Here is a 19,160-nt window from a genome sequence, read left to right as displayed (position 1 = left end):
TTGTGGAAGAAAATAGCGTCACGGAGTTGGCCAGCTCTTTTGAAGTTCAGTTGTTCGAGGAAGTGTTTCATCTTTTCGTCATTATTTGAGACGGGTACGAGCCATTTGTTTTCTGGAAAACGTGTTTTGATTTGTTCTAATATGAGTTGGAAGCCCTCAATGATGTCTGTATTATCGTAGTCTTCTGGATTATGAAAATAGATGAAAAGGGTTGAAAGGTTTGGTGTTTTATGCGGTTGAATTCGCAGTAGTCCACGAGGGTTTGATTTTTTGTCAGTAATGACAAATTCTTCTGATGTTTTGTTGGTAGTCAAAATGTCTTGTTCTTTTTCATGCTGGGTTGTTGTTAGGATATTTCCTTCATTCATGGTAAAGTATAGCGAGGTGTTCCATGTTTCCCAATGGGATAGCCATGTTTCGTCTTGTGGTTTTAGAGGGCGAATTGTGATGTAATCTTTAAAGAAGCTACGGAAAATATGTTTTAGGACAGTTAGTTTATTTGTTTTTGTTGGGATATTTTTGATTGGAAATTCGAAGGTAAATAGTGCATCTGAGTTATTAAGTTCCTGATATAGGAATATCATATCTTCGATCCATTTTCGGTGGGCATTGCACCAATCCGTTTGAGGTTCTGTAACTTTTCCTGTGAGACGGTAGTGCACAGCACCGCATCCACCTCCGCAGAAATTTTGAGCCCAGCAACGGGAGCATACAGATGTGGCAAGAATGCCGAGGCGATATATGGATTCCGAACCTTGGATAGGTATTTCTGTTTCATAAATATTGCCTAATTTGTGGATGTTCCCTAAAAAATATAGATAACTTCCGAATACATCGCCGTTATCGGCTATAAACCATTCTTCAGCACCAGCAGGGTCTTTTCGTTTGACGGGATTACCCTGTTGTATTGTTTTAAACAATTCAGTGAAGGGTTCTATGATAGATTGCTTTCTTTTTATTAATTGTTGGGCATAGTAATGTGACAAATTTGTGATTTCGTTGTATACGGTATGGATGTTTAAGTTTGGATTTAATATGAAAGGTGCAAATAGGTCAATGACTATTTTTTTTGTACCATATTTTTGAAGTTTTTCAACAGTTGTAGTAAAGGGGATATTCTCTGGCAGATACCATATTTTCGCATAGGATTCGTTTAATACGTTTTTTATATCTGTGGTACTATTTCCTGTTAATTTTTGATAAATATCATTAGTAATTTTTTCAAATACGATGAAAATTTTCTCTTCTTTATTGATTTTTAGTTCCTCATAGATATGTTCAGGTAGTGGTATGCAAAGATTTATACTTATTTTTTTATCATTTATTGTGATAAATATTTGTAATATTTGTTGGATAATTTTCTGTATTTTTGTCCATGGATAAATATTTGCAGGATTCATGAAGAAGTTGAGTTTAAAGGTTGTTTGTGCGTAAATGTGAGGTATAGCTCGAAGTAAGGTTAGGGGGATAGTTTCCTTTATTAATGTTTCTATATTGTCACCAATTAGGAAAGAGATTGTATGTATTCCGATGGTTTGGGTAAGGGTATTTGCCCATGTTTCGATTTTTTGTGTTTTCAGGATAGAACCGATGGCACGGAGCCATTCAAGTTCTCCCCATACTTCAAGGAGTTCATCCCTGGTATAGGTAGAAGCAAGCAGATTGAGAATTTTTGTTTGGGTTTGTTCTGGATAGTATTCAAGGACATCAAATGTTATCTTATCACATTCGAAGCAGAAAGGAGTTTTAATATCTACTGCAAAATATCGTCCATTTTTTTCAAATCGGTGTATTGGTTTCATTGAGTCCATTAGTATATTCCTAATGTTCCTTTATATCTACTATAATTTTCCATAATTTTAAATAACGTTATACCAATAAATGTCCAGAATACACAGCTGGCACCGAGCCAGTAGAATGAAGGATGTAGGAATACAGAAACAAATTGTCCCGAGTTAGTCAATTGTCCTTTAACAAGGACGTATTTCAAGCAGATGGAGGCATCTGTAATTGGTAACGCATGCATAAATGCAGAAATGAGCCACCCTTGTTGTAGGAATTCCTCGCGTGCAAAGATTGCTAAGGCAAATAGTGCCATACGCACGAGAATGGTTAATTGTCCAACCTGTTTGAAAACCAAGACTAACCCGCCTACTAAGAAGCCGAAGCCTAATAAATTGATAAATGACAAAGTTAGAAGGACTACGACTGGTATAGGGTCAAAGTGAAGTTTTCCCCCAACACTTACAACTACCATATATACCATAAGAGCAGAATAAAAAATCGTGGATACTGAAGCGACTACCGCACGGGCAAGGAAATTTGTTACAAGTCCATAAGGGCTCATACAAAGCTGTTCTAATATACCTGTTTGTGCCATGCCTTGAATTCCCTGAGTAAACATTCCTATAACACCAAAGGCAAATAAGCCGATAATGAAGCCGAGAATATAGTTTGTCGCACGTGTTGGGTCTTCAAACTGATTAATTCCTTTTTCTATTGCGGGTTGACTGTAGAAGAAGCCTGCAATAAGTATCATAAGCATTCCGTAGCCAATAATGAGTCCCGTTAATGTGCGAAACCAGTATCTTCGTGTAATAATCCAACCTCTGATAATTTCCGCTTTCATAATAAGTAAGAATCCGAGCATATTTTATAATTCCTGTTCTGATAAATTTGTTTCATCAAAAACTGGTTTTTCTCCTGTAAGTTGAAGAAAGATATATTCAAGGTTTACTTGCTTTTGCTGGATGGAGCGAATTTGATATTTTTTCTGCCGTAACGTTTCAAATAAGGTATATATTGCCTCGGACCGTTCAGCATGTGGTTCTGGAACTTGAACTGTTATTGTGGGTCCATCCGCGGTAAGGATTGTTTCTAATACCTGTATTTTAGGTGCAAGGTGGTCAAGGTCGTTGTCAACCAAATTTCGGTCTAAACGGATGGAAAAGATTTGTTTAGAAAATAAATCGAGTAATTCGGTTGTAGGCTTACAGGTTATAAGCTTACCTTTATTGATGATACCGATGCGGTCGCATAATTCTTGAGCAACATGCATATCATGTGTTGTTACAAGTACAGACCTGCCATAATGGCGGGTTAGTTCAATGATTTTGTCTTTAATAGAGCGACTACTTTGTACGTCTAATCCTGTGGTTGGCTCGTCGAAAAGGATAATTTTGGGGTCTGCGATAAGAGCGATACAAATTGCCAATTTTTGTTTTTGACCTCGCGATAGTTTGCGGACTTCAATATCCTTTTTGTCTTTTAATCCTATAAAATCGAGGAGTTGATTTGCCCTTTCTTTTAATACTTTACCTCGGATATTTCGAAGGTTCCCATAATAATACAAATTTTCAAGAGGTGTTAGTGGCCAGATGCTTGTTCGTGTTCCTTCTAAAACTACACCTATTCTTGATAATACTTCTTTTCGGTGTTTCTCTACATTCATCCCATCTACAAATACGGTTCCACTATCAGGTATTACCAATGTAGAAATCATCTTTACAGTGGTTGTTTTCCCTGCACCATTAGGTCCCAATAAGCCCATAATTTCACCCGTTTTAATTCCGAAGGTAACATGGTCAGCGGCGCAGGCTTCTTTTTTAGTAAGAATTCTTCTTTTGTCTGTTACATCATCTTTGTGAAAAAAATGATATGTGCGAAAGGTCTTCGAGACGTTGTCAAGGTAGACTGTATAATCGTTTATCGAGTTGTTTAATTGTTTGCTTTGCATTCCTTGACTCCATTGGGACTAAACAGAGATTGCTCTAATTCTGTTAAACAACGCTCTTCATCAGGCTCTTCAATTAGTTTTTCTTGGTATTCTAAATAGTTACTTTCCATATTGCGAATAAAGTGGATTATCGTTACAAGTCCTAAATCAGATGTTAGGTAATATGCAAACCCTAAAAAGATGGAAAACACCACAAATTCAATGTTTTGACGAATATTGTTAACGAAGACATGTTCATGGACAAGAGTAAAAGCAATAGAAATAATAAAGACTGAAAGTATCGGTTTTGCTGTCACATTTATTAAGATGGTTTGTAAACTTGCTCGATAAATGATTTCTTCTGTTAGTGCTATTGTCATTGTGCGACTGAGAATAATAGGGGATAGAACAGAAAAACGGAGTATTTTTTGGATAGATAGGAATTGATTTTTGACGAGTTCATTAAAACCGATTGTTATAAAGAAACCTATTGTATAAACGATATGCCCTAATATCAGTCCGATAATCCAACTGGAGATGTTAAATAAATTTCTTGGTAAGATGCCTATGATTGCCAAATATATGATTGAGCAGATAAGTAGAACAAATTGGCACATTTTTGTAAGGGAAGAAAAAAAATTTTTTTTGAACAGATTCCGTGTAAATTCTAACAGAATATAAATCACAAAAATGATAAGTAGGTACTTTGGATTCACAAATTTTTCTCCAAATAGCATTTCATGGACTCTATCATTTTTTGCAAAGTGACTTCTTTGGATTGTTCAGCATATTTTTCACGCCATACATTAAATTCTTGTTTTAGTAAGCCGTAAACAAACACATCGTGCCAGATACCATTTCGCAGTATATGGTCTTTTAAGGTTACTTCCCTTTTAGCACCCAGAAACTCGAGCAATCTCCAAGAGGGTTGATTAAAAGCGTAGATAATTGCAGAAACACGGTGCATGTTTAATTCGTCAAAGGCATACTCTAATGCACGGTATACATTAATCCCTGTTGAAAGGTGTCCTCGATGTTGAGGTGATATGTAGACATCAAGATTACAGGAACGATTCCGCCAACTGATATTTTGTAATGAAATCATGCCAATAGGTCCGTTAGGCGAATCGACGATGAAATAAACACTTCCAGGGATAGGACTGCCTGCGGTTTTACTTAAATAACCTACAATCTGGTCACGAATAAGACGAGGGGAACGTGCAGGGTCTCCATAAAGGAAGTATTGAAAATCTTCATCTTCCATCCAGCGAACAAGCAGGTCGAGGTCCTCTCTATCTGCTCTACGAATAAATGTTTTTGTAACAATACTCACTGCTCTAATCCCTCAAATAATACTATTAAATGAATATTAGTTCGTGGTAGAACTTAATTTAACCCATGTTTCAAGATTATGCCATTTTCCACGAGCAAATAACACCTCCCGCATTATTCCTGCCAGAATATATAGGTGTTGTTGAAGGAAATTTTTAAGAGGCTCTTCTTCATCGATGCAGGTGGTCACAAGTTTTTTTAAGTGAAGTTGTCGGAATGCCTTATTTTCGATAAATTCTAATGCATCATGGATTAATGGTGAATTTGTTAAATACGTTTGATTATCGAATAAAAGAATGATTTCACCAAAGAGAGCCTCCTGATTGATACCCTTCAAAACAATGAACCCGTGGAGGTTCCCTTCTTTATCTTCGACTGCATAAAAAGATTGTGTTGCATCTTTGTTTTGTAGGAGTTCCTCCAATTCACTCTGATTGGGCAGAATAGGCTCACGCTTTCCATCAAGTAAGGCTCCGTACATGTTTTCACTGGCGTAAAATCGTAATAAATGTTTGGCATCAAATAGGTCTGATGTGCGAATGATGGCATGTTCCTTGTTAATCATAAAAAATCAATAGCCTATTTTTTTAATCATTTAAAACCCCAATACTTTTTTTTGGGAAGGAGGCTCTTTTGAGTGTGTTTGGATAAATAAATTAAAAGCCAATTTCGTTTTTCTTTTCGTAACGAAAATCCATCCACGCACGCCAAACTGCATTCATAAAATTAGTGAAAGCGTCCGCTTTTCTTAGGGTCATTTTGCGTATGTGTTTCATACTAATAATCCCATATTGGTTAATTTATTGTTATTTTTATGAACTACTTGATGATGACGATGATGACGACGATGATGAAGTGGAAGTTGTTGTACCACCACCTAATGGAACTTCTGGGTCTTTGTTGCTAACTACAGGAATAAATATTTTGATAACATCTTGAATAAACTTCAAAATATTATCAACAGTAAAATGAAAGTAGCCTACTGAAACTGAACTACTTAATTTTGTTATTTGATTAATATGTTGAGTATTTTTTTTGTTCATTCTATCTATAAGAACAATCTCAATTTTAAGTCGTATTTGTTATATTTGTAGAAATTGTCGCTTTTGTAGACACGAGATTTCTAATAGCCTCTAATAATTGAATAACAAGTATTAAAATCACATCTGCGGTCACAGCAGGCTGTGGTGTTTTGTATGTTTGTTTTTTTATATGTTTCATATATCTACTGAGTAAAAAGTTAATATAGATGTTATTATACTACAAAGCACTTATTTTTCAAACTTTGGAAGTTTGTATATCAAAGTTTAATCACTAACTTCCAGTTTCACTTGTTTGGGTTGAGTTATTTGTTTCTTGTGGTTTTTTAATTTCCGCTAATGGTAAGAAGAAACCTGTTAGAACTTCAAGTAGAAAACATAAGAATGCTTGATAATCGCTTTCAATTTTAGTGCAGAATCCACCTCCTGTCTCTTGTTGTTGGGCACGTCGTGGCAGGGAGGTCATAGATTTAATTCGTTTCATATCTAAATTCCTTTTTACAGTTATTTTGTAGATGTTATTGTTGTGGATCCTTCTTCTTTAGCGATAAAAGCCTGAGCCACAACACTTAGGATATTCGCTACAAGGGTTAAAACTTGACCTACTGTTAATTTTGTTTCAACTTCTGCTTTTTTAAGCATTGTTATCGCATAGGTATGTTTCATACATTTTCTCCTCTGATTTATTCATAGGTTCTATATATTATATTTCTAATGCATTATTTTATTACATTTGAACATGAAAAATCTCTATATTGATTTAATACAATTTGTCAGTGAAAAGTTTTCATAAATTTTATTAATTTTGCAATTTTTTACCTTTGAATAAAGAAAGGCTGTGTCCACGCCTGGTCTTCTCCATCCCCCCATAATTCAAACCGTAGGTATGTATATGGGAAATTATCCTTTACTTCAAAGTCAATATTATTTCCTTTACATTGATGTATTCTACGTCCATAGTCTACAACAACAGCGATTTTTTTTGCATTAGAACTTTTGATGGAAATTATATTTCCATGTACTGATATTTGGTTGATTTCGACACCTGAACTTGCGTAGAAACACCCTTTCTTTAGAGCGTTAAGCACATTGCTAAAACTAAGTGTTTCTACTTGTACTACATTCCACGCAACGCCATAATTATCTTCCCAGTGTGCATCGTCATGAGCATATCCCCATACATATATTCCTTTAGAAAGGAGTAAATCCCAACGGTCAGTAGCACTGGGGTTTCCTGGGAGTTGACGCACAATACCATTGTAAATTTCTATTCCTGTGTAGTTTTGCCATGATTCTAAAAGTTCTTGTGGACAGTGATTAAAATCTTCTTCCCAGTTTGGGTGGGAGATAATGGCAAATCCACCATTCTGAATAATGTTATTTATAACCTTTTGTCGGTCTGGATAGGGTTCTATTTTATTTCTGGCATTTATGTGTAGAATATGCGGTCCATCTATGGTAATTTCATTTCCAGCAATGATAACCATTCCATCTACTTTTACCTCTGTAATGTCGGTTAGGATATCATGGTCGCTAAACATCAAAAATTGATATCCCATAGATGCATATTTATCTGCTGTTTCCTGTGGAGAATAAATACCATCACTTATAGATGTATGTGTGTGTAAATTGCCTTTTGCCCAAATATAATTACTTGTGTTTAGGTATGGACTTTTAATTTTCATCTCGTAGGGCTCCTTCTAAGGGTCCATCATAGTAAATATTTTAGAACTACTTATTCCAGAGCGAAATGAATTCTTCCTGCTCTGTGAGTGTTAATAAATCAGGTCGATATAATTTTTTCACAATAGGGTCAGAAACTTTATTAATTTCGTTGGTGGTAGGAATGTATGTTAATTGTCGTAAGATAGTCCCATCATCATCACATTCATAGTATGTCCACGCATCCCCTTTTCCGGGGACAAATTGAGATATTTTAAAGTATTTCATTCTCTTTTACCTCTGCATTGTATTATAATGCTTCCAAAAGTATTTAAAAGGTAAATCTATTTTAAATGATAACGAGTCTAATATAAAAATAGTAAATTTAATAAAGTGAATTTAACTATGACTATATTCAAAACAAATTTATCAAAAATTACCCTCTTTTACGTTCTTTGTTTTTTACTTTTTACATTGCCTGCTTATGTTTTAGATATAGAAGCAGAAGCAATATTTGTAAAAATAACTAAGGCATTTGATTCAGAAGTAGACCCTGATGTACTCGATGAGGATAAGAATGGAATTCCTGACCGTGCCCATGCTCGGTTGTTAGACCGTGTTCTAAGAGATGACAAGGTTCCAAACCATGATTTCTTATTAGCCACATATTATTATAATTGGATACAAATAAAAAAAGATAACACCTTAGGAAGTCGTTGTACTGCTATTTATCAGCTATATGGTATTTCATGCGATGAGATAGAGCGGTTTTCTGCAGCAATAATAACCTTAGGTGAACCGCTATCTATCCAGTATTTTGTTCAAGGTGCATTGAGTGAATTTGGCATAAAGTTAGATTTGAAAAATTATAATCTTAATGGAGGTCTGTATCTCCGTGGGACAGCAGACCTTGATGGAGATAAAATATCCAATAAAAAAGAATATCAATTAGCTGAAGGCGATTTTAATTTGTTTGTAGAGTATGCGATAACTCCAGGAGAAAACCCTGTAGAAGGTGAACTGGAGATCCCTTCATTGGATAAAGATATACCACTAATTATTACTCCTGCAGTCAACAGTTTAGTAAATTTTGGAAAAGTATCATTGAAAACGGTAATGGAAATGGAATTTAGTGCACAGAACATAGGGACAAAAGAAATACCCATGCAAATCTGGATTATTGGGGAACCAGAGTTTTGGATTGTCGGGGAACATGAGTATCTGATCCCCCCTCAACAAACAGTTACCTTTAAGGTCCAATTTCAACCACGAGACTATAATAAAGTATCAGGAATATTAGTGATTGAATCCTATGGCAAAAGATATTATGTTTACCTGGGTGGACAAGGTTCATGGCTAAAAGATTTATTCTCTGGTAATCTTGATATAAGCAAATTGCAAATAAGTCCATTAAGTATAATCACTGTTCTTTCGACTATTCTTTTGATTGTGTTATCCGTATTTTTAGGGATAGAAGAAACACTTACTTCATTTGTTGAAGATTTACTCCCCCCTGTTGCAAGAAAATAAGGAGTTCGGGGTAATACAATGTACACTTTGTTTTGTATGTCTAAAAACGTGTTTGATGTGGAAATAATGATGTCGCAATTATCCCCCGTGTTACCGATACTTATTGCGATATGGATTATAGGGTTCCTCTGTTGTTTCTATGGTTATAGGTTTCTTTATTTTATAATTGGAGCCTGTGGATTTGTCACTTTATTTCTAACTTCATGGTTACTGCTCAATACCCTTTCTCCATTACCTTTTTTATCTATTGTTGTTCAGCTTTTTATATCTATCATTTTTGGACTTGTCGGGGTTGCAATCTCTATTTTTATGTATAAAGTTGGTGTTTTTTTACTTGGATTTTTAGGTGCTTATATAATCAGTTTTATTTTAACAGGATTAATTGATTATTCCTTACTCATGGTTTTAATTGGATGTGTAGGTGGTGTTCTCTCTCTTGTTGCTGAAAGAGTAGTGGTTGTTGTTGCTACGGCTTCCGTTGGCTCTTTAATGATAGTTTGGGCAATTGTCCAGTTTTTAGAATATGGCGGGATAATCCATGTAGGTCTAAGTTTTGAGCCTTCTTATGTAGATATGATGTCAAAGTTGGCATGGTTTGGTTTCTCAGCTTTAGGGTGTTCCATCCAATATAAAAACATAAATCCACAGAAAAGTAAAAGTAAAAAAGAAGATGCAAGTAATAACAAGAATAAACGTAAACCAAAAGAGGTTGAGAATTGAAAATTAGGATTAAAACCATGTGCAACAGATTAGTCTGTTTTTAGGGATTTGTTGAATACGAGATACGAACTCTGTAGTAGTTATTCATTTTATGTGTGGGTTATCTGGGGTAGGTTATCTGAGCTGGTGGGCCGTGCAGGAGTCGAACCTGCGACCTTGGGATTAAGAGTCCCCTGCTCTACCAACTAAGCTAACGGCCCTATTAAAAAAATGGAGCGGGAGACGGGACTCGAACCCGCGACGTCAACCTTGGCAAGGTTGCACTCTACCAACTGAGTTACTCCCGCTTAATTGTATATTAATTTTACCAAAAAAACAGATACATTTCAAACTTGAATGGTCGAGAAAATAAGATGATGTTATGGAATTAGTCGTGCTAAGAAGTGAACTATTCATGTGTTCCCAGTGTGTTAGTAATTAAATTGTGGCTTATAACTTACCTTTTTTGTATTTCGTTCAGGAACGTTTGTTCGTCGATTTTAAGTCGTAGCGGGAAAGGCTCCTCCCACATTTTTTTGAATGCGAAACCTGGAATAATCCATAGCTCACCTGGACGTCTCTCGAACAGGTAAGGATAACTCAATTGTCCGCCAGGCTGGCGAGCTATTACGACAGGTTTTGTCCAAGTTTTGCCATCGTCTTCTGAGAAGGCAATGGAAAGTTCCTCTCGATGCCATGACGAGGGAAACTCTGTATGTTGAGGCATAATACTCTTTTTTTGTTCTCGTCCCTCAGGGTTGAGTTGATTCCAGACCAAAACAAGTCTGCCACTGTTCAATCGTAGTAAATATCCTGGAGAGTTACTTGCATTAATTCCGCTGGGCTGGATAATTCGCCAATACTTTCCATCGTTTTCTGAAATTGCCTGCCAGAATTGGTCTAAACTGGTGCGAATCAGCATAAGCAACCTGCCGTCGCTTAATTCTGCAAGAGTAGGCTCTAATGCTCCGTCATGATGACCATGTCCTCCGATATCAATCCAATTACTTTTTTGCCACGTTTTACCCTCATCGTCTGAAAATACAGTGCAGATAATAAAATGACCTGGCTGGCTGGTGAGGTGGTCAAATGGTGCGATGACCCTACCAGAACGAGTCTGTATTAATGCAAAGAAATTAGTGTTATATCCTTCAAGTATGCATTGGTTATCTATCCATGTTTTACCACCATCAATACTTCTAATTGCCCATACTTCTAATTTGCTATTTTTCCCAGGTTCTTTTGTTTTTTCATCCCAGTCGAAATTTTTGCCGATAAAGTTCAGATAGACAAAAATTAATGTGTTGTTCTTAGTCCGAAGTAGATAATAAGAGGCAGGTTCTTCAGGGTCTATTCCTTTGCAGACAGGGATTGCTTCCGACCATGTTTTTCCGTCATCTTTACTCACACGGAACCCATGAATATCTATTGTGCCAATGGAGTTGTCATCAAGATTTACAAATGGACCATTTCTATCAATTTCAAGTGTCTGGACCAGTGGATGAATCCAACGCACATCTGCATTATTACCCATTGAGAAAATACCTATAACTGATAACAAGAACATATTAAGCATACTTATACCTCCAACAAAGTTATGTTTTTAGTATTATATTCTCTTATAGATTTCTAAAAAAATTTATGTACAAATACAGTTAAAACAACTTTTTATCTTCATAGTATTTGATGTTGGATAAATATTATTTTTTAGGGATGCATGGCATAGAGATGTGTGAAATTTCTATCTCAGCGTTATAAGGTCCAGTAACTTCCCACCCTAAATTGAAGGAAGTGATTGAAAGGTCATCAATATTTGAATTTTTTAAGAAACCTTGATTCTTCCCTTTATTGAGAGATTCCTCAATATAAGAATTTAAGGTTACATTGAGCATCTTAGGTGTTCCATCACCTGTATTTCCTTTATAAAATCGGTTTCCATCAATGACAGCAATTAATTTGTTGGTAGTATATGCAGAACCTACATCTTTACTAATATACTCTGGTGGGATTGTATAACGAGCATCAAAAATTGGAATACCGAACCAAAAATAATCTTCATAGTCTGGGCTACGGGGGTTTGTATTTTTTACTGTCCAGTAGGCTGTAATTTGAGCAGTATGTAAATGAGGATCGACTTTTTCTTTTAAGGTAGAGTCGCACATACAACGAGTTATTTGAAATTTTATTTCAAACTTTAAATCGTATTCTTTTATTTTTATTTCTTGAGGAAAGTGTTTTTCAATTAATACATGTGCCCATGGTTCACCATATTTCCGCAGTTTGCCATTATATTCTGTAATTCCGTTGCAGTTTAGAAGGATTGCCCAATGATTGTTTTTCTTCAGTAGCATAACCTTTTTTGCTTCATTTTCGATAAACCATGTCGTTTCGTTTTGTTGTTGAAATACTCCACTATTCAAAGGGTATTGGGTACCCCATTGTGCTATCTTCCAGATTGGCGGTTTATTTTCTTGTGTGATGGATGGAAGAATTAATTTACCTGCTATATTAGGCTTATCTGTAGGGTATACAGATGTGAGCCAAAAACCGTATGAAAATTCAGATGTGTTTAAGGAGTCGTTTTGTGCTTCTGCAATTAATATCATTTGAAGTAATAGAAGAAATAAAATGCTGAATAAACTTTTCATTGAAAGTCCCTAAAATAATGTGTAAAATAATATAGTTTATAATATTAACAAAAATAATGAAGTAATTGTGTTGTTTTAATTTTTCGTAAAAGATATGAGAATATGGGTATAAAGGACAAAATATTTTTGATTTTTATGAATAATTAAAATATACTGAAAAAATAATCCATTTTTTGTTAAATAAATGGTAAAATAAATATAAAGGAACGAAAAACAAAAATAAAGATAGATTAGGGAGTGTTACGTGAAAAGAAATGTATTAATATTATCTTTGTTATCCCTGATGGTAATCTGGGGTTGTCAGACGCCGGATTCAGATAAATATACGGTAGGAGAAAAAGAATACGGAGTTACCTCAGGAGTTTTTCATGGCCGTTGGTGGAATTATTATGAACGTGGTTGTTCATATTTAGCAGGTGGTTTTTATGATGAAGCGGAGCGTGATTTGCGAACAGCTCTTGAAAGTCGTTCACAAGATTCATGGCAAGCCCGAACCTATGGACTACACTTTGTTGAATATTTCCCCAATCGTGAATTAGGTATTGTTTTATATAAAAAAGGGCAGTTAGAAGAAGCAGAGAATTTACTTAGAACATCCATATCGCAAGTAGATACAGAACGAGCACGATATTACCTTGATTTGATTGTTAAAGAACGTATCTCACGAGGAGAATTACAAGATAGACAGGTCCCTACTATTAAAGCCGAGGTTCTTGAGGTGGACCCTGAAATAACAAAGGACAAAAGCAAGGCAAAACGACAGGCAACAATTATCAAAGAAGCAAACAATGTGTTACATATTGAATGCTTTGATGACATAGGACTTGAACAAGTTCTTGTTAATGGACAACCTCTGTATTTTAGACGTGGTGAAGCATCTGCGGTCATTGAACAGGCGATCGACCTCAAAGAGGGGAAACAAGATTTTACTATTGTTGCACGAGACTTAGCAGGAAAAGAACAGGAAATAAAGCTATCGGCACAAGTAGACTTAACAGGTCCTAATATTGGTATTTTTAAGCCTTTAGATTTACATGTGACTAATGAGAATGAAATTGAAGTGGAGGGAATTGTTGTTGACGCTACAGGAATATCAGATATTTCCTTGAACAACAAGATTATTGCGGAGGTGAATGGGGAACAGAAAAAGGAATTTCATTCTGTTGTCCCTCTTGCGGAAGGAGAAAATGTTTTTATAATTACAGCTAAAGATATAGCGGGAAATGAAACTCGTACTGCGTTAAAAATATTTAAAGGTGAGCCTCAATCGCAATCAGCATTAATGTGGCGTTTGGCTCAAAGCAAGGGTATGTCGAGAAATCAAATTGCTACCGCAGAGGGGCTAAACTCTGCTCTCATTACTGCTCTTTTTAATCAAACCGACGAAGTTGTTCCTGAAATTAATATCAAAACACCCAACCCAGAACGGCCATCACGACATAATCGAGCGGTACGTGTAGCAGGCGAGGTGATTAGTTCGGCTCCTGTTCAGGCACTACTTATTAATGGTGAGCCTTATACGCAATTAACAGGTGCACCGAAGGAAGCCTTTAATAAGCGTGTGCCTTTGCCAGGGGAACTATTGAAGACAGGTTCAGGAACAATGAAATTATCCGTTGAGGCACAAGATGCACAAGGTAAAAAATCGGTAAAGGAAATGGATGTGAAAGTAGAGCCTGTGCTTGTTGAAAGTAATGAAACAAAAATGAGTCTCGCCTTGCTGGCAATTGGTGGACGTAATCCGTCGGATAGTTTTGGAAGTAAATTACGCACTACATTAGAAGACGTATTAAGAAAGCAAGGGCGATTTAGTATCTTAGACCGTCTTTATTTGCAGAATATCCTAACTGAGCAACAACTATCCACAGGTTTAGCCGACCCTACACGGGCATTGGACATGGGTAGAATTATACCGTCACAGGTTTTTGTTGTAGGTGAGCTTTTTGCCCGCGGTGAGCAATCGGTGGAAGTAAAATTACGGTTATTAAATACAGAAACATCAGAAGTGATAAATATCTTTGATGCGTTTATTGAGGATATAAATAATGATAGTTTGGTTGAAGGGAAGTGTGATGTCCTTGCCCGACAAATGGCTGATTATTTTCCACGTTTGTCAGGTGAGGTCGTAGATTCACGGGCTTCTGGGCAACGCTATGAAATTTTGTTTAATTGGACTGAGCAAGATGGAGTTCGCCCCGGTATTTATGCATTGATTTTGTATGAGGCTTCACCTGCATGGGTAGACCCGGATACAGGTGAAATAACACAGCCTGCAGAATATGAAGTTCTTTATAAATCGCGCATTGTAAGTGTTACACCGACCAGTGCGAGAGGTCAGGTTATTATTGACACATCTAAATCTTCGGAGGGCGTAGCCATTGAAAAAGGTTTACCTTCAATCACTATGTAATATTATTTTTGCATTTTGCTTAATAGGTATTTTGGAAGAAGCAAGTGCACAGGGTATCCCTATTAATTCGTCACCGAATGTAATCGGTAGTGGAGCCCGTGCAATTGGGATGGGTGGTGCCTTCATAGCAATAGCGGACGATGCCACCTCAGCCTCATGGAACCCTGGAGGTTTAACACAGTTGGAACGTCCAGAATTTTCAATGGTTTATTCATATAAATATATCGGCGAGGATTTTGAATCATCAACACACCCTGAACTTAAAGAGGATTATTCTATCGATTTTAGTCAATTAAACTACATGAGTTTTGTTTATCCTTTCCGTCGAACTATTAAAGGACGGAACCTCGTTTTGAGTTTGAATTATCAAGCGAAGTATGACTTTGACCGTGAATTAGACTTTTTCTATCGTGATATGTCGGCTTTAGCATTAGGGAACGTTTTAGGGTTACATTCGCAGGTTAACTATAAACAAAGTGGGCAACTGGCGTCATTATCTCCTGCATTTGGTTTTGAATTAACAGACCGACTTTCTGTGGGACTTGTGTTAAATCTTTGGAACCAATCAATACTAAGTAATAACGAATGGACTGTGGACCAGGAAGAATATCGAACGTTTCGAACTAACGGACAAACGACACGTGCCTCTTTTTCGCATACTGTTATAAGAAAGAAATACAAGAACTTTGAGGGGACAAACGTTACTTTGGGTGCTCTGTATCGATTAGGAGAGCGTTGGCAAATAGGTTTTGTTTATAATTCCAAATTCACGGCGGATGTAGATTATGAAGAGTGGTGGGCAATTACTCGTGGGCTTGGTGTGCCAGGATTTTATTACAGCAAGAGACCGTTAAAATATACGTTTCCTTCCTCTTTCGGTGTAGGTCTTGCTTACCGTTTTCCAAATGATAAGTTAACATTAAGTTTTGACATTACCCGTCGTGAATGGGACCAGTTTGTCGTGCATGACCCTGAAAATCGCAATTTCATGATGAGAAAACGTTCAGGAATTTCTAATCTACCAACTGCATGGAGTCCACACGACCCAACGTATACATTGCGTTTGGGGATGGAATATTTATTCTTTAATCCGAACAAACCGCGTCGTGCATTTTTGCCGAGTATCCGTGCTGGACTCTTCTATGACCCAGAACCTGCCAGTAATAGACCTGCTCGATGGTTCGGTTTGGGTAAAGGGGATGGCTCTGTAGATAATTACTATGGCATCACTCTGGGAGCAGGTTGTTTGATTAAAAACAGGGTAAATATCGATGTGGCGTATGTATATCGCTGGGGAGATGATGTGCGTCAGGATACATTCCAACTTGTTGGTACTGATGCTGATGTTGACCAACACATGTTTTACTTATCTACCGTGATTTACTTCTGACGCGGTGTATTTGACATCCTCTTTAAGTGATACAAAATGTCAAGCGCTTCTTTAGGTGAAAGGTGATCTGGGTCAATCTTCTCTAATTCTTCCTCAATTTGACAGGGGTGATGTGTCTCTTTTGTATCAAAGAGAAGTAGTTGTTGTTCTGTATTTTGAGTAGCAAACTGACCACTTTCTAATGAATCCATAATTTCGTGTGCTCGATGTATAACATTTGGTGGTAGTCCTGCTAACTTTGCAACATGAATTCCATAACTATGGTCCGATGCTCCTTCAAAAAGGCGATATAAAAACACAATTTTATCTTTATATTCGCGAACACCAACATTCATATTTACTGCCCCTTCCAGATGTTTGGTCAGCTCTGTAAGTTCGTGGTAATGGGTAGCAAACAACGCCCGAGCTTGTATGCGGTCATGTATATATTCTGCAACTGCCCAAGCAATGCTAATCCCATCATAGGTACTGGTACCTCTGCCAATTTCGTCAAGAACTAATAAACTACGTCGGGTTGCTGTGTTTAAGATATTCGCAGTTTCAATCATTTCAACCATAAACGTGCTTTCACCCCTTGCCAGATTATCGGATGCCCCTACACGCGTGTAGATACGGTCAACAACCCCAATTTTCGCGGAATCTGCAGGCACAAAACTACCTATCTGAGCCATAAGAGTGATAAGGGCTACTTGTCTTAGGTAGGTTGACTTTCCTGCCATATTTGGTCCAGTAATTATCATGAGCCGTTTCTCCTGGGTGTTAAGATATGTATCATTTGGAACAAAAGAGCCCGGACCTAATAAGGTTTCGATGACGGGATGCCTGCCTCCAGTAATAATAATCTCGTCGGAAGAATTAATTTGTGGTTTTGTATAATTGTTTGAAATAGCGACCTCCGCAAGAGAGAGAAGGACATCTAATAGAGCAATGGCTTCCGAATTTTTTTGAATCCGTTTTGCCTCAGCAGATACCTGATTGCGAATCTCTATAAATAATTCTTCTTCTAATGCGACACTCCGCTCCTCTGCAGTAAGTATTTCTTCCTCTCGTGATTTTAATTCCGGGGTAACATAACGTTCACCATTTACCAATGTTTGCTTGCGAATATAATCCTGCGGTACCAGAGATGTTTGCCCTTTGCTAACCTCGATGTAGTATCCGAACACTTTGTTGTACCCAATTTTTAAGGTTTGGATACCTGTTCGTTCCCGTTCTTTTTTTTGTAAAGTTGCAATCCATTCTCTTCCGCCTCGCATCAAGGAACGTAAGTGGTCCAGCTGTGCATTATAGCCATCTTTGATAATACCACCTTCACTTAAAACTGCGGGAGGCGATTCCATGATGGCACTGTCAATACAGCGGACAGTCTCCGGAAGTTCATTAATAGTAGTGAAAATCTCTTTTAGTAAAGTAGTTTCACACGCTTCTAACGATATTTTTAGACGAGGTATCACCTTTAAGCAATGGCATAATGCTCTTAAATCGCGTGGATTGCTTGTTTGTGCTGTGATTCTTCCCAAAAGCCGTTCTAAATCACCAAAACCTTTTAGATATTCTCTAAGAGTTACCCGTAAATTGCTATTGTTAATTAATTCTTCAATTGCATCCAAACGGGCGGTAATTTCATCAATTTTCTGTAATGGATAGTGTATCCATTGTCGTAATTTTCTTGAGCCCATCGGTGTTAAAGTTCGGTCCAGTACACCAAGTAATGTCCCCTGTTTTGTACGGTCGTATAACGACTCAACCAGTTCAAGGTTCCTTTGGGTATTACTATCCAGAATGACGAAATCGGAAGGAGTATAAATGCGAGGTAAGTCTAAATACGGAGTTGAATCACGCTGTGTTTGTAATACATATTGAAGTACAGTCCCGACCGCTAAAGTAAGTTCTTTACTATCTTTAATCCCTAATCCACGCAAGGTTGATAATCCATAATAACGTAGGATATGTTCAGTGGCTAATTCGACATCATATTTATCAACAGGCAATTGGGTACGGGTCAATGTTGGAAAGGTTAATGTGATACATTGTTCTATCTCTCTCGGTATATTGTCAGGCAAGAGTAATTCAGATATAGTTAGACGGGTCAGTTCATCAGTCAGAGTTCTCTCTAATGGGGGTTGCAATTCCGACGCTAAAAATTCACCTGTGCTGATGTCTACAAGAGCAAGCCCTGCTTTTTCATCTCCTATATATAATGCTCCTAAATAATTATTTGCTCTCTCATCTAAAAGTTCAGGTTCAATAATAGTCCCCGGCGTAACTGTTCTAACAATAGCCCGTTTTACAATTCCTCGAGCAAGTTTTGGGTCCTCGATTTGTTCACAAATAGTAACGGTTTTACCTGCTTTTATGAGCCTTAACAGATATTGATTTACTGAACGTACTGGAACCCCACACATGGGCACTTTGCCTTCTTTACTTTCTCCGTCTCTTGATGTAAGAGCAATTCCTAAAATTTGCGATGCCTCAATAGCATCATCAAAGAAGAGTTCAAAGAAGTCGCCCATACGGAAAAGAAGTAAAGAATCGCCAGATTCCGCCTTTGCCCGCAAATATTGACGTAACATAGGCGTAGCACGTTCTGGAATAATATCCGAAATTTTTAGCCAGTTGTCTTTTTCCTTTTTATCCATATAGCATATACTTTAAGAAGGGTTTTTCTATTTTTAACAATTTGATACTTTGCGTAGTAATAATTAAATAATCTATATTAGTTTATGATATTTTA

General features: G+C 36.9%; 19 protein-coding genes and 2 tRNA genes. 5 read left to right on the top strand and 16 right to left on the bottom strand.

Annotation, left to right across the window (positions count from 1 at the left end; genetic code table 11):
* The 6 genes from PLJ10_07405 to PLJ10_07380 all read right to left on the bottom strand — a co-directional run.
* The coding region (locus PLJ10_07405) for an SPASM domain-containing protein (protein HOK09472.1) at window positions 1–1,811 on the bottom strand (1,811 nt) is incomplete at its 3' end.
* Entirely contained in the window at window positions 1,811–2,650 is an 840-nt protein-coding gene (locus PLJ10_07400; protein HOK09471.1) for a hypothetical protein, read from the bottom strand. The genes PLJ10_07405 and PLJ10_07400, both read right to left, overlap by 1 nt.
* 3 nt (window positions 2,651–2,653) lie before the next feature.
* Entirely contained in the window at window positions 2,654–3,736 is a 1,083-nt protein-coding gene (locus PLJ10_07395; protein ID HOK09470.1) for an ABC transporter ATP-binding protein, read from the bottom strand.
* Window positions 3,718–4,431, bottom strand: a complete 714-nt coding sequence (locus PLJ10_07390; GenBank protein ID HOK09469.1) for a type II CAAX endopeptidase family protein — start codon at window positions 4,429–4,431, stop codon at window positions 3,718–3,720. The genes PLJ10_07395 and PLJ10_07390 overlap by 19 nt, the downstream gene beginning before the upstream one ends.
* Window positions 4,428–5,048 carry a GNAT family protein gene (locus tag PLJ10_07385; protein HOK09468.1) on the bottom strand — a complete coding sequence of 207 codons (621 nt, stop codon included), beginning with the start codon at window positions 5,046–5,048 and terminating at the stop codon, window positions 4,428–4,430. The genes PLJ10_07390 and PLJ10_07385 overlap by 4 nt, the downstream gene beginning before the upstream one ends.
* A gap of 36 nt (window positions 5,049–5,084) precedes the next feature.
* On the bottom strand, window positions 5,085–5,612 hold the full coding sequence (locus tag PLJ10_07380; GenBank protein HOK09467.1) for a GNAT family protein: 528 nt from the start codon (window positions 5,610–5,612) through the stop codon (window positions 5,085–5,087).
* A 200-nt stretch (window positions 5,613–5,812) separates the two neighbouring features.
* Here PLJ10_07380 and PLJ10_07375 point away from each other — a divergent pair, with 200 nt between their 5' ends.
* Window positions 5,813–5,986 carry a hypothetical protein gene (locus PLJ10_07375; GenBank protein ID HOK09466.1) on the top strand — a complete coding sequence of 58 codons (174 nt, stop codon included), beginning with the start codon at window positions 5,813–5,815 and terminating at the stop codon, window positions 5,984–5,986.
* Window positions 5,987–6,115: 129 nt separating this feature from the next.
* On the opposite strand, the gene PLJ10_07370 is transcribed toward PLJ10_07375, so the two are convergent.
* The 5 genes from PLJ10_07370 to PLJ10_07350 all read right to left on the bottom strand — a co-directional run bounded on the left by PLJ10_07370 (window position 6,116) and on the right by PLJ10_07350 (window position 8,037).
* Window positions 6,116–6,268, bottom strand: a complete 153-nt coding sequence (locus PLJ10_07370; protein HOK09465.1) for a hypothetical protein — start codon at window positions 6,266–6,268, stop codon at window positions 6,116–6,118.
* Between the two features lie 93 nt (window positions 6,269–6,361).
* On the bottom strand, window positions 6,362–6,571 hold the full coding sequence (locus PLJ10_07365) for a hypothetical protein (protein ID HOK09464.1): 210 nt from the start codon (window positions 6,569–6,571) through the stop codon (window positions 6,362–6,364).
* A 20-nt stretch (window positions 6,572–6,591) separates the two neighbouring features.
* Window positions 6,592–6,753 (bottom strand): hypothetical protein, encoded by a 162-nt coding sequence (locus tag PLJ10_07360; protein HOK09463.1) that lies wholly within the window; start codon window positions 6,751–6,753, stop codon window positions 6,592–6,594.
* A 149-nt stretch (window positions 6,754–6,902) separates the two neighbouring features.
* Window positions 6,903–7,772: a CehA/McbA family metallohydrolase gene (locus PLJ10_07355; GenBank protein ID HOK09462.1), complete on the bottom strand. Its 870-nt coding sequence runs from the start codon at window positions 7,770–7,772 to the stop codon at window positions 6,903–6,905.
* Between the two features lie 46 nt (window positions 7,773–7,818).
* Complete coding sequence (locus PLJ10_07350; GenBank protein HOK09461.1) at window positions 7,819–8,037, bottom strand: hypothetical protein; 219 nt, start codon at window positions 8,035–8,037, stop codon at window positions 7,819–7,821.
* Between the two features lie 117 nt (window positions 8,038–8,154).
* Between PLJ10_07350 and PLJ10_07345 the strand changes: the two genes are divergently transcribed.
* Together PLJ10_07345 and PLJ10_07340 are read left to right on the top strand one after the other, a co-directional pair.
* Window positions 8,155–9,279 (top strand): hypothetical protein, encoded by a 1,125-nt coding sequence (locus tag PLJ10_07345; protein HOK09460.1) that lies wholly within the window; start codon window positions 8,155–8,157, stop codon window positions 9,277–9,279.
* An 18-nt stretch (window positions 9,280–9,297) separates the two neighbouring features.
* Complete coding sequence (locus PLJ10_07340) at window positions 9,298–9,999, top strand: DUF4203 domain-containing protein (protein ID HOK09459.1); 702 nt, start codon at window positions 9,298–9,300, stop codon at window positions 9,997–9,999.
* Window positions 10,000–10,123: 124 nt separating this feature from the next.
* Here PLJ10_07340 and PLJ10_07335 read toward each other — a convergent pair.
* From PLJ10_07335 to PLJ10_07320, 4 genes are all read right to left on the bottom strand, one after another.
* Window positions 10,124–10,199, bottom strand: a tRNA-Lys gene (locus PLJ10_07335).
* 11 nt (window positions 10,200–10,210) lie between these two features.
* Window positions 10,211–10,286, bottom strand: a tRNA-Gly gene (locus PLJ10_07330).
* Window positions 10,287–10,435: 149 nt separating this feature from the next.
* On the bottom strand, window positions 10,436–11,554 hold the full coding sequence (locus PLJ10_07325) for a sialidase family protein (protein ID HOK09458.1): 1,119 nt from the start codon (window positions 11,552–11,554) through the stop codon (window positions 10,436–10,438).
* A 124-nt stretch (window positions 11,555–11,678) separates the two neighbouring features.
* Window positions 11,679–12,626, bottom strand: a complete 948-nt coding sequence (locus tag PLJ10_07320; protein ID HOK09457.1) for a hypothetical protein — start codon at window positions 12,624–12,626, stop codon at window positions 11,679–11,681.
* A 244-nt stretch (window positions 12,627–12,870) separates the two neighbouring features.
* Between PLJ10_07320 and PLJ10_07315 the strand changes: the two genes are divergently transcribed.
* Both PLJ10_07315 and PLJ10_07310 read left to right on the top strand, forming a co-directional pair.
* Entirely contained in the window at window positions 12,871–15,036 is a 2,166-nt protein-coding gene (locus tag PLJ10_07315; protein ID HOK09456.1) for a CsgG/HfaB family protein, read from the top strand.
* Window positions 15,005–16,426: an outer membrane protein transport protein gene (locus tag PLJ10_07310; GenBank protein HOK09455.1), complete on the top strand. Its 1,422-nt coding sequence runs from the start codon at window positions 15,005–15,007 to the stop codon at window positions 16,424–16,426. Before PLJ10_07315 ends, PLJ10_07310 begins: the two co-directional genes overlap by 32 nt.
* Here PLJ10_07310 and mutS read toward each other — a convergent pair.
* Window positions 16,417–19,065: a DNA mismatch repair protein MutS gene (gene mutS / locus PLJ10_07305; protein ID HOK09454.1), complete on the bottom strand. Its 2,649-nt coding sequence runs from the start codon at window positions 19,063–19,065 to the stop codon at window positions 16,417–16,419. The genes PLJ10_07310 and mutS overlap by 10 nt on opposite strands.
* Window positions 19,066–19,160: the final 95 nt, after the last annotated feature.

This window comes from Candidatus Hydrogenedens sp. (assembly GCA_035361075.1).
Classification (GTDB): Bacteria; Hydrogenedentota; Hydrogenedentia; order Hydrogenedentales; family Hydrogenedentaceae; genus Hydrogenedens.
Note: the sequence above shows the minus strand (reverse complement) of the source record. Positions and strands in the feature narration are given on the sequence as shown.

Excerpts from the sequence above, each read along its gene's own strand:
- PLJ10_07350 (HOK09461.1), bottom strand. The coding sequence starts at position 8,037 with ATGAAATACTTTAAAATATCTCAATTTGTCCCCGGAAAAGGGGATGCG.
- PLJ10_07375 (HOK09466.1), top strand. The coding sequence starts at position 5,813 with ATGTGTTTCATACTAATAATCCCATATTGGTTAATTTATTGTTATTTT.
- PLJ10_07345 (HOK09460.1), top strand. The coding sequence starts at position 8,155 with ATGACTATATTCAAAACAAATTTATCAAAAATTACCCTCTTTTACGTT.
- PLJ10_07325 (HOK09458.1), bottom strand. The coding sequence starts at position 11,554 with ATGCTTAATATGTTCTTGTTATCAGTTATAGGTATTTTCTCAATGGGT.
- PLJ10_07380 (HOK09467.1), bottom strand. The coding sequence starts at position 5,612 with ATGATTAACAAGGAACATGCCATCATTCGCACATCAGACCTATTTGAT.
- PLJ10_07340 (HOK09459.1), top strand. The coding sequence starts at position 9,298 with ATGTACACTTTGTTTTGTATGTCTAAAAACGTGTTTGATGTGGAAATA.
- PLJ10_07370 (HOK09465.1), bottom strand. The coding sequence starts at position 6,268 with ATGAAACATATAAAAAAACAAACATACAAAACACCACAGCCTGCTGTG.
- PLJ10_07320 (HOK09457.1), bottom strand. The coding sequence starts at position 12,626 with ATGAAAAGTTTATTCAGCATTTTATTTCTTCTATTACTTCAAATGATA.
- mutS (HOK09454.1), bottom strand. The coding sequence starts at position 19,065 with ATGGATAAAAAGGAAAAAGACAACTGGCTAAAAATTTCGGATATTATT.
- PLJ10_07400 (HOK09471.1), bottom strand. The coding sequence starts at position 2,650 with ATGCTCGGATTCTTACTTATTATGAAAGCGGAAATTATCAGAGGTTGG.
- PLJ10_07360 (HOK09463.1), bottom strand. The coding sequence starts at position 6,753 with ATGAAACATACCTATGCGATAACAATGCTTAAAAAAGCAGAAGTTGAA.
- PLJ10_07365 (HOK09464.1), bottom strand. The coding sequence starts at position 6,571 with ATGAAACGAATTAAATCTATGACCTCCCTGCCACGACGTGCCCAACAA.
- PLJ10_07395 (HOK09470.1), bottom strand. The coding sequence starts at position 3,736 with ATGCAAAGCAAACAATTAAACAACTCGATAAACGATTATACAGTCTAC.
- PLJ10_07355 (HOK09462.1), bottom strand. The coding sequence starts at position 7,772 with ATGAAAATTAAAAGTCCATACCTAAACACAAGTAATTATATTTGGGCA.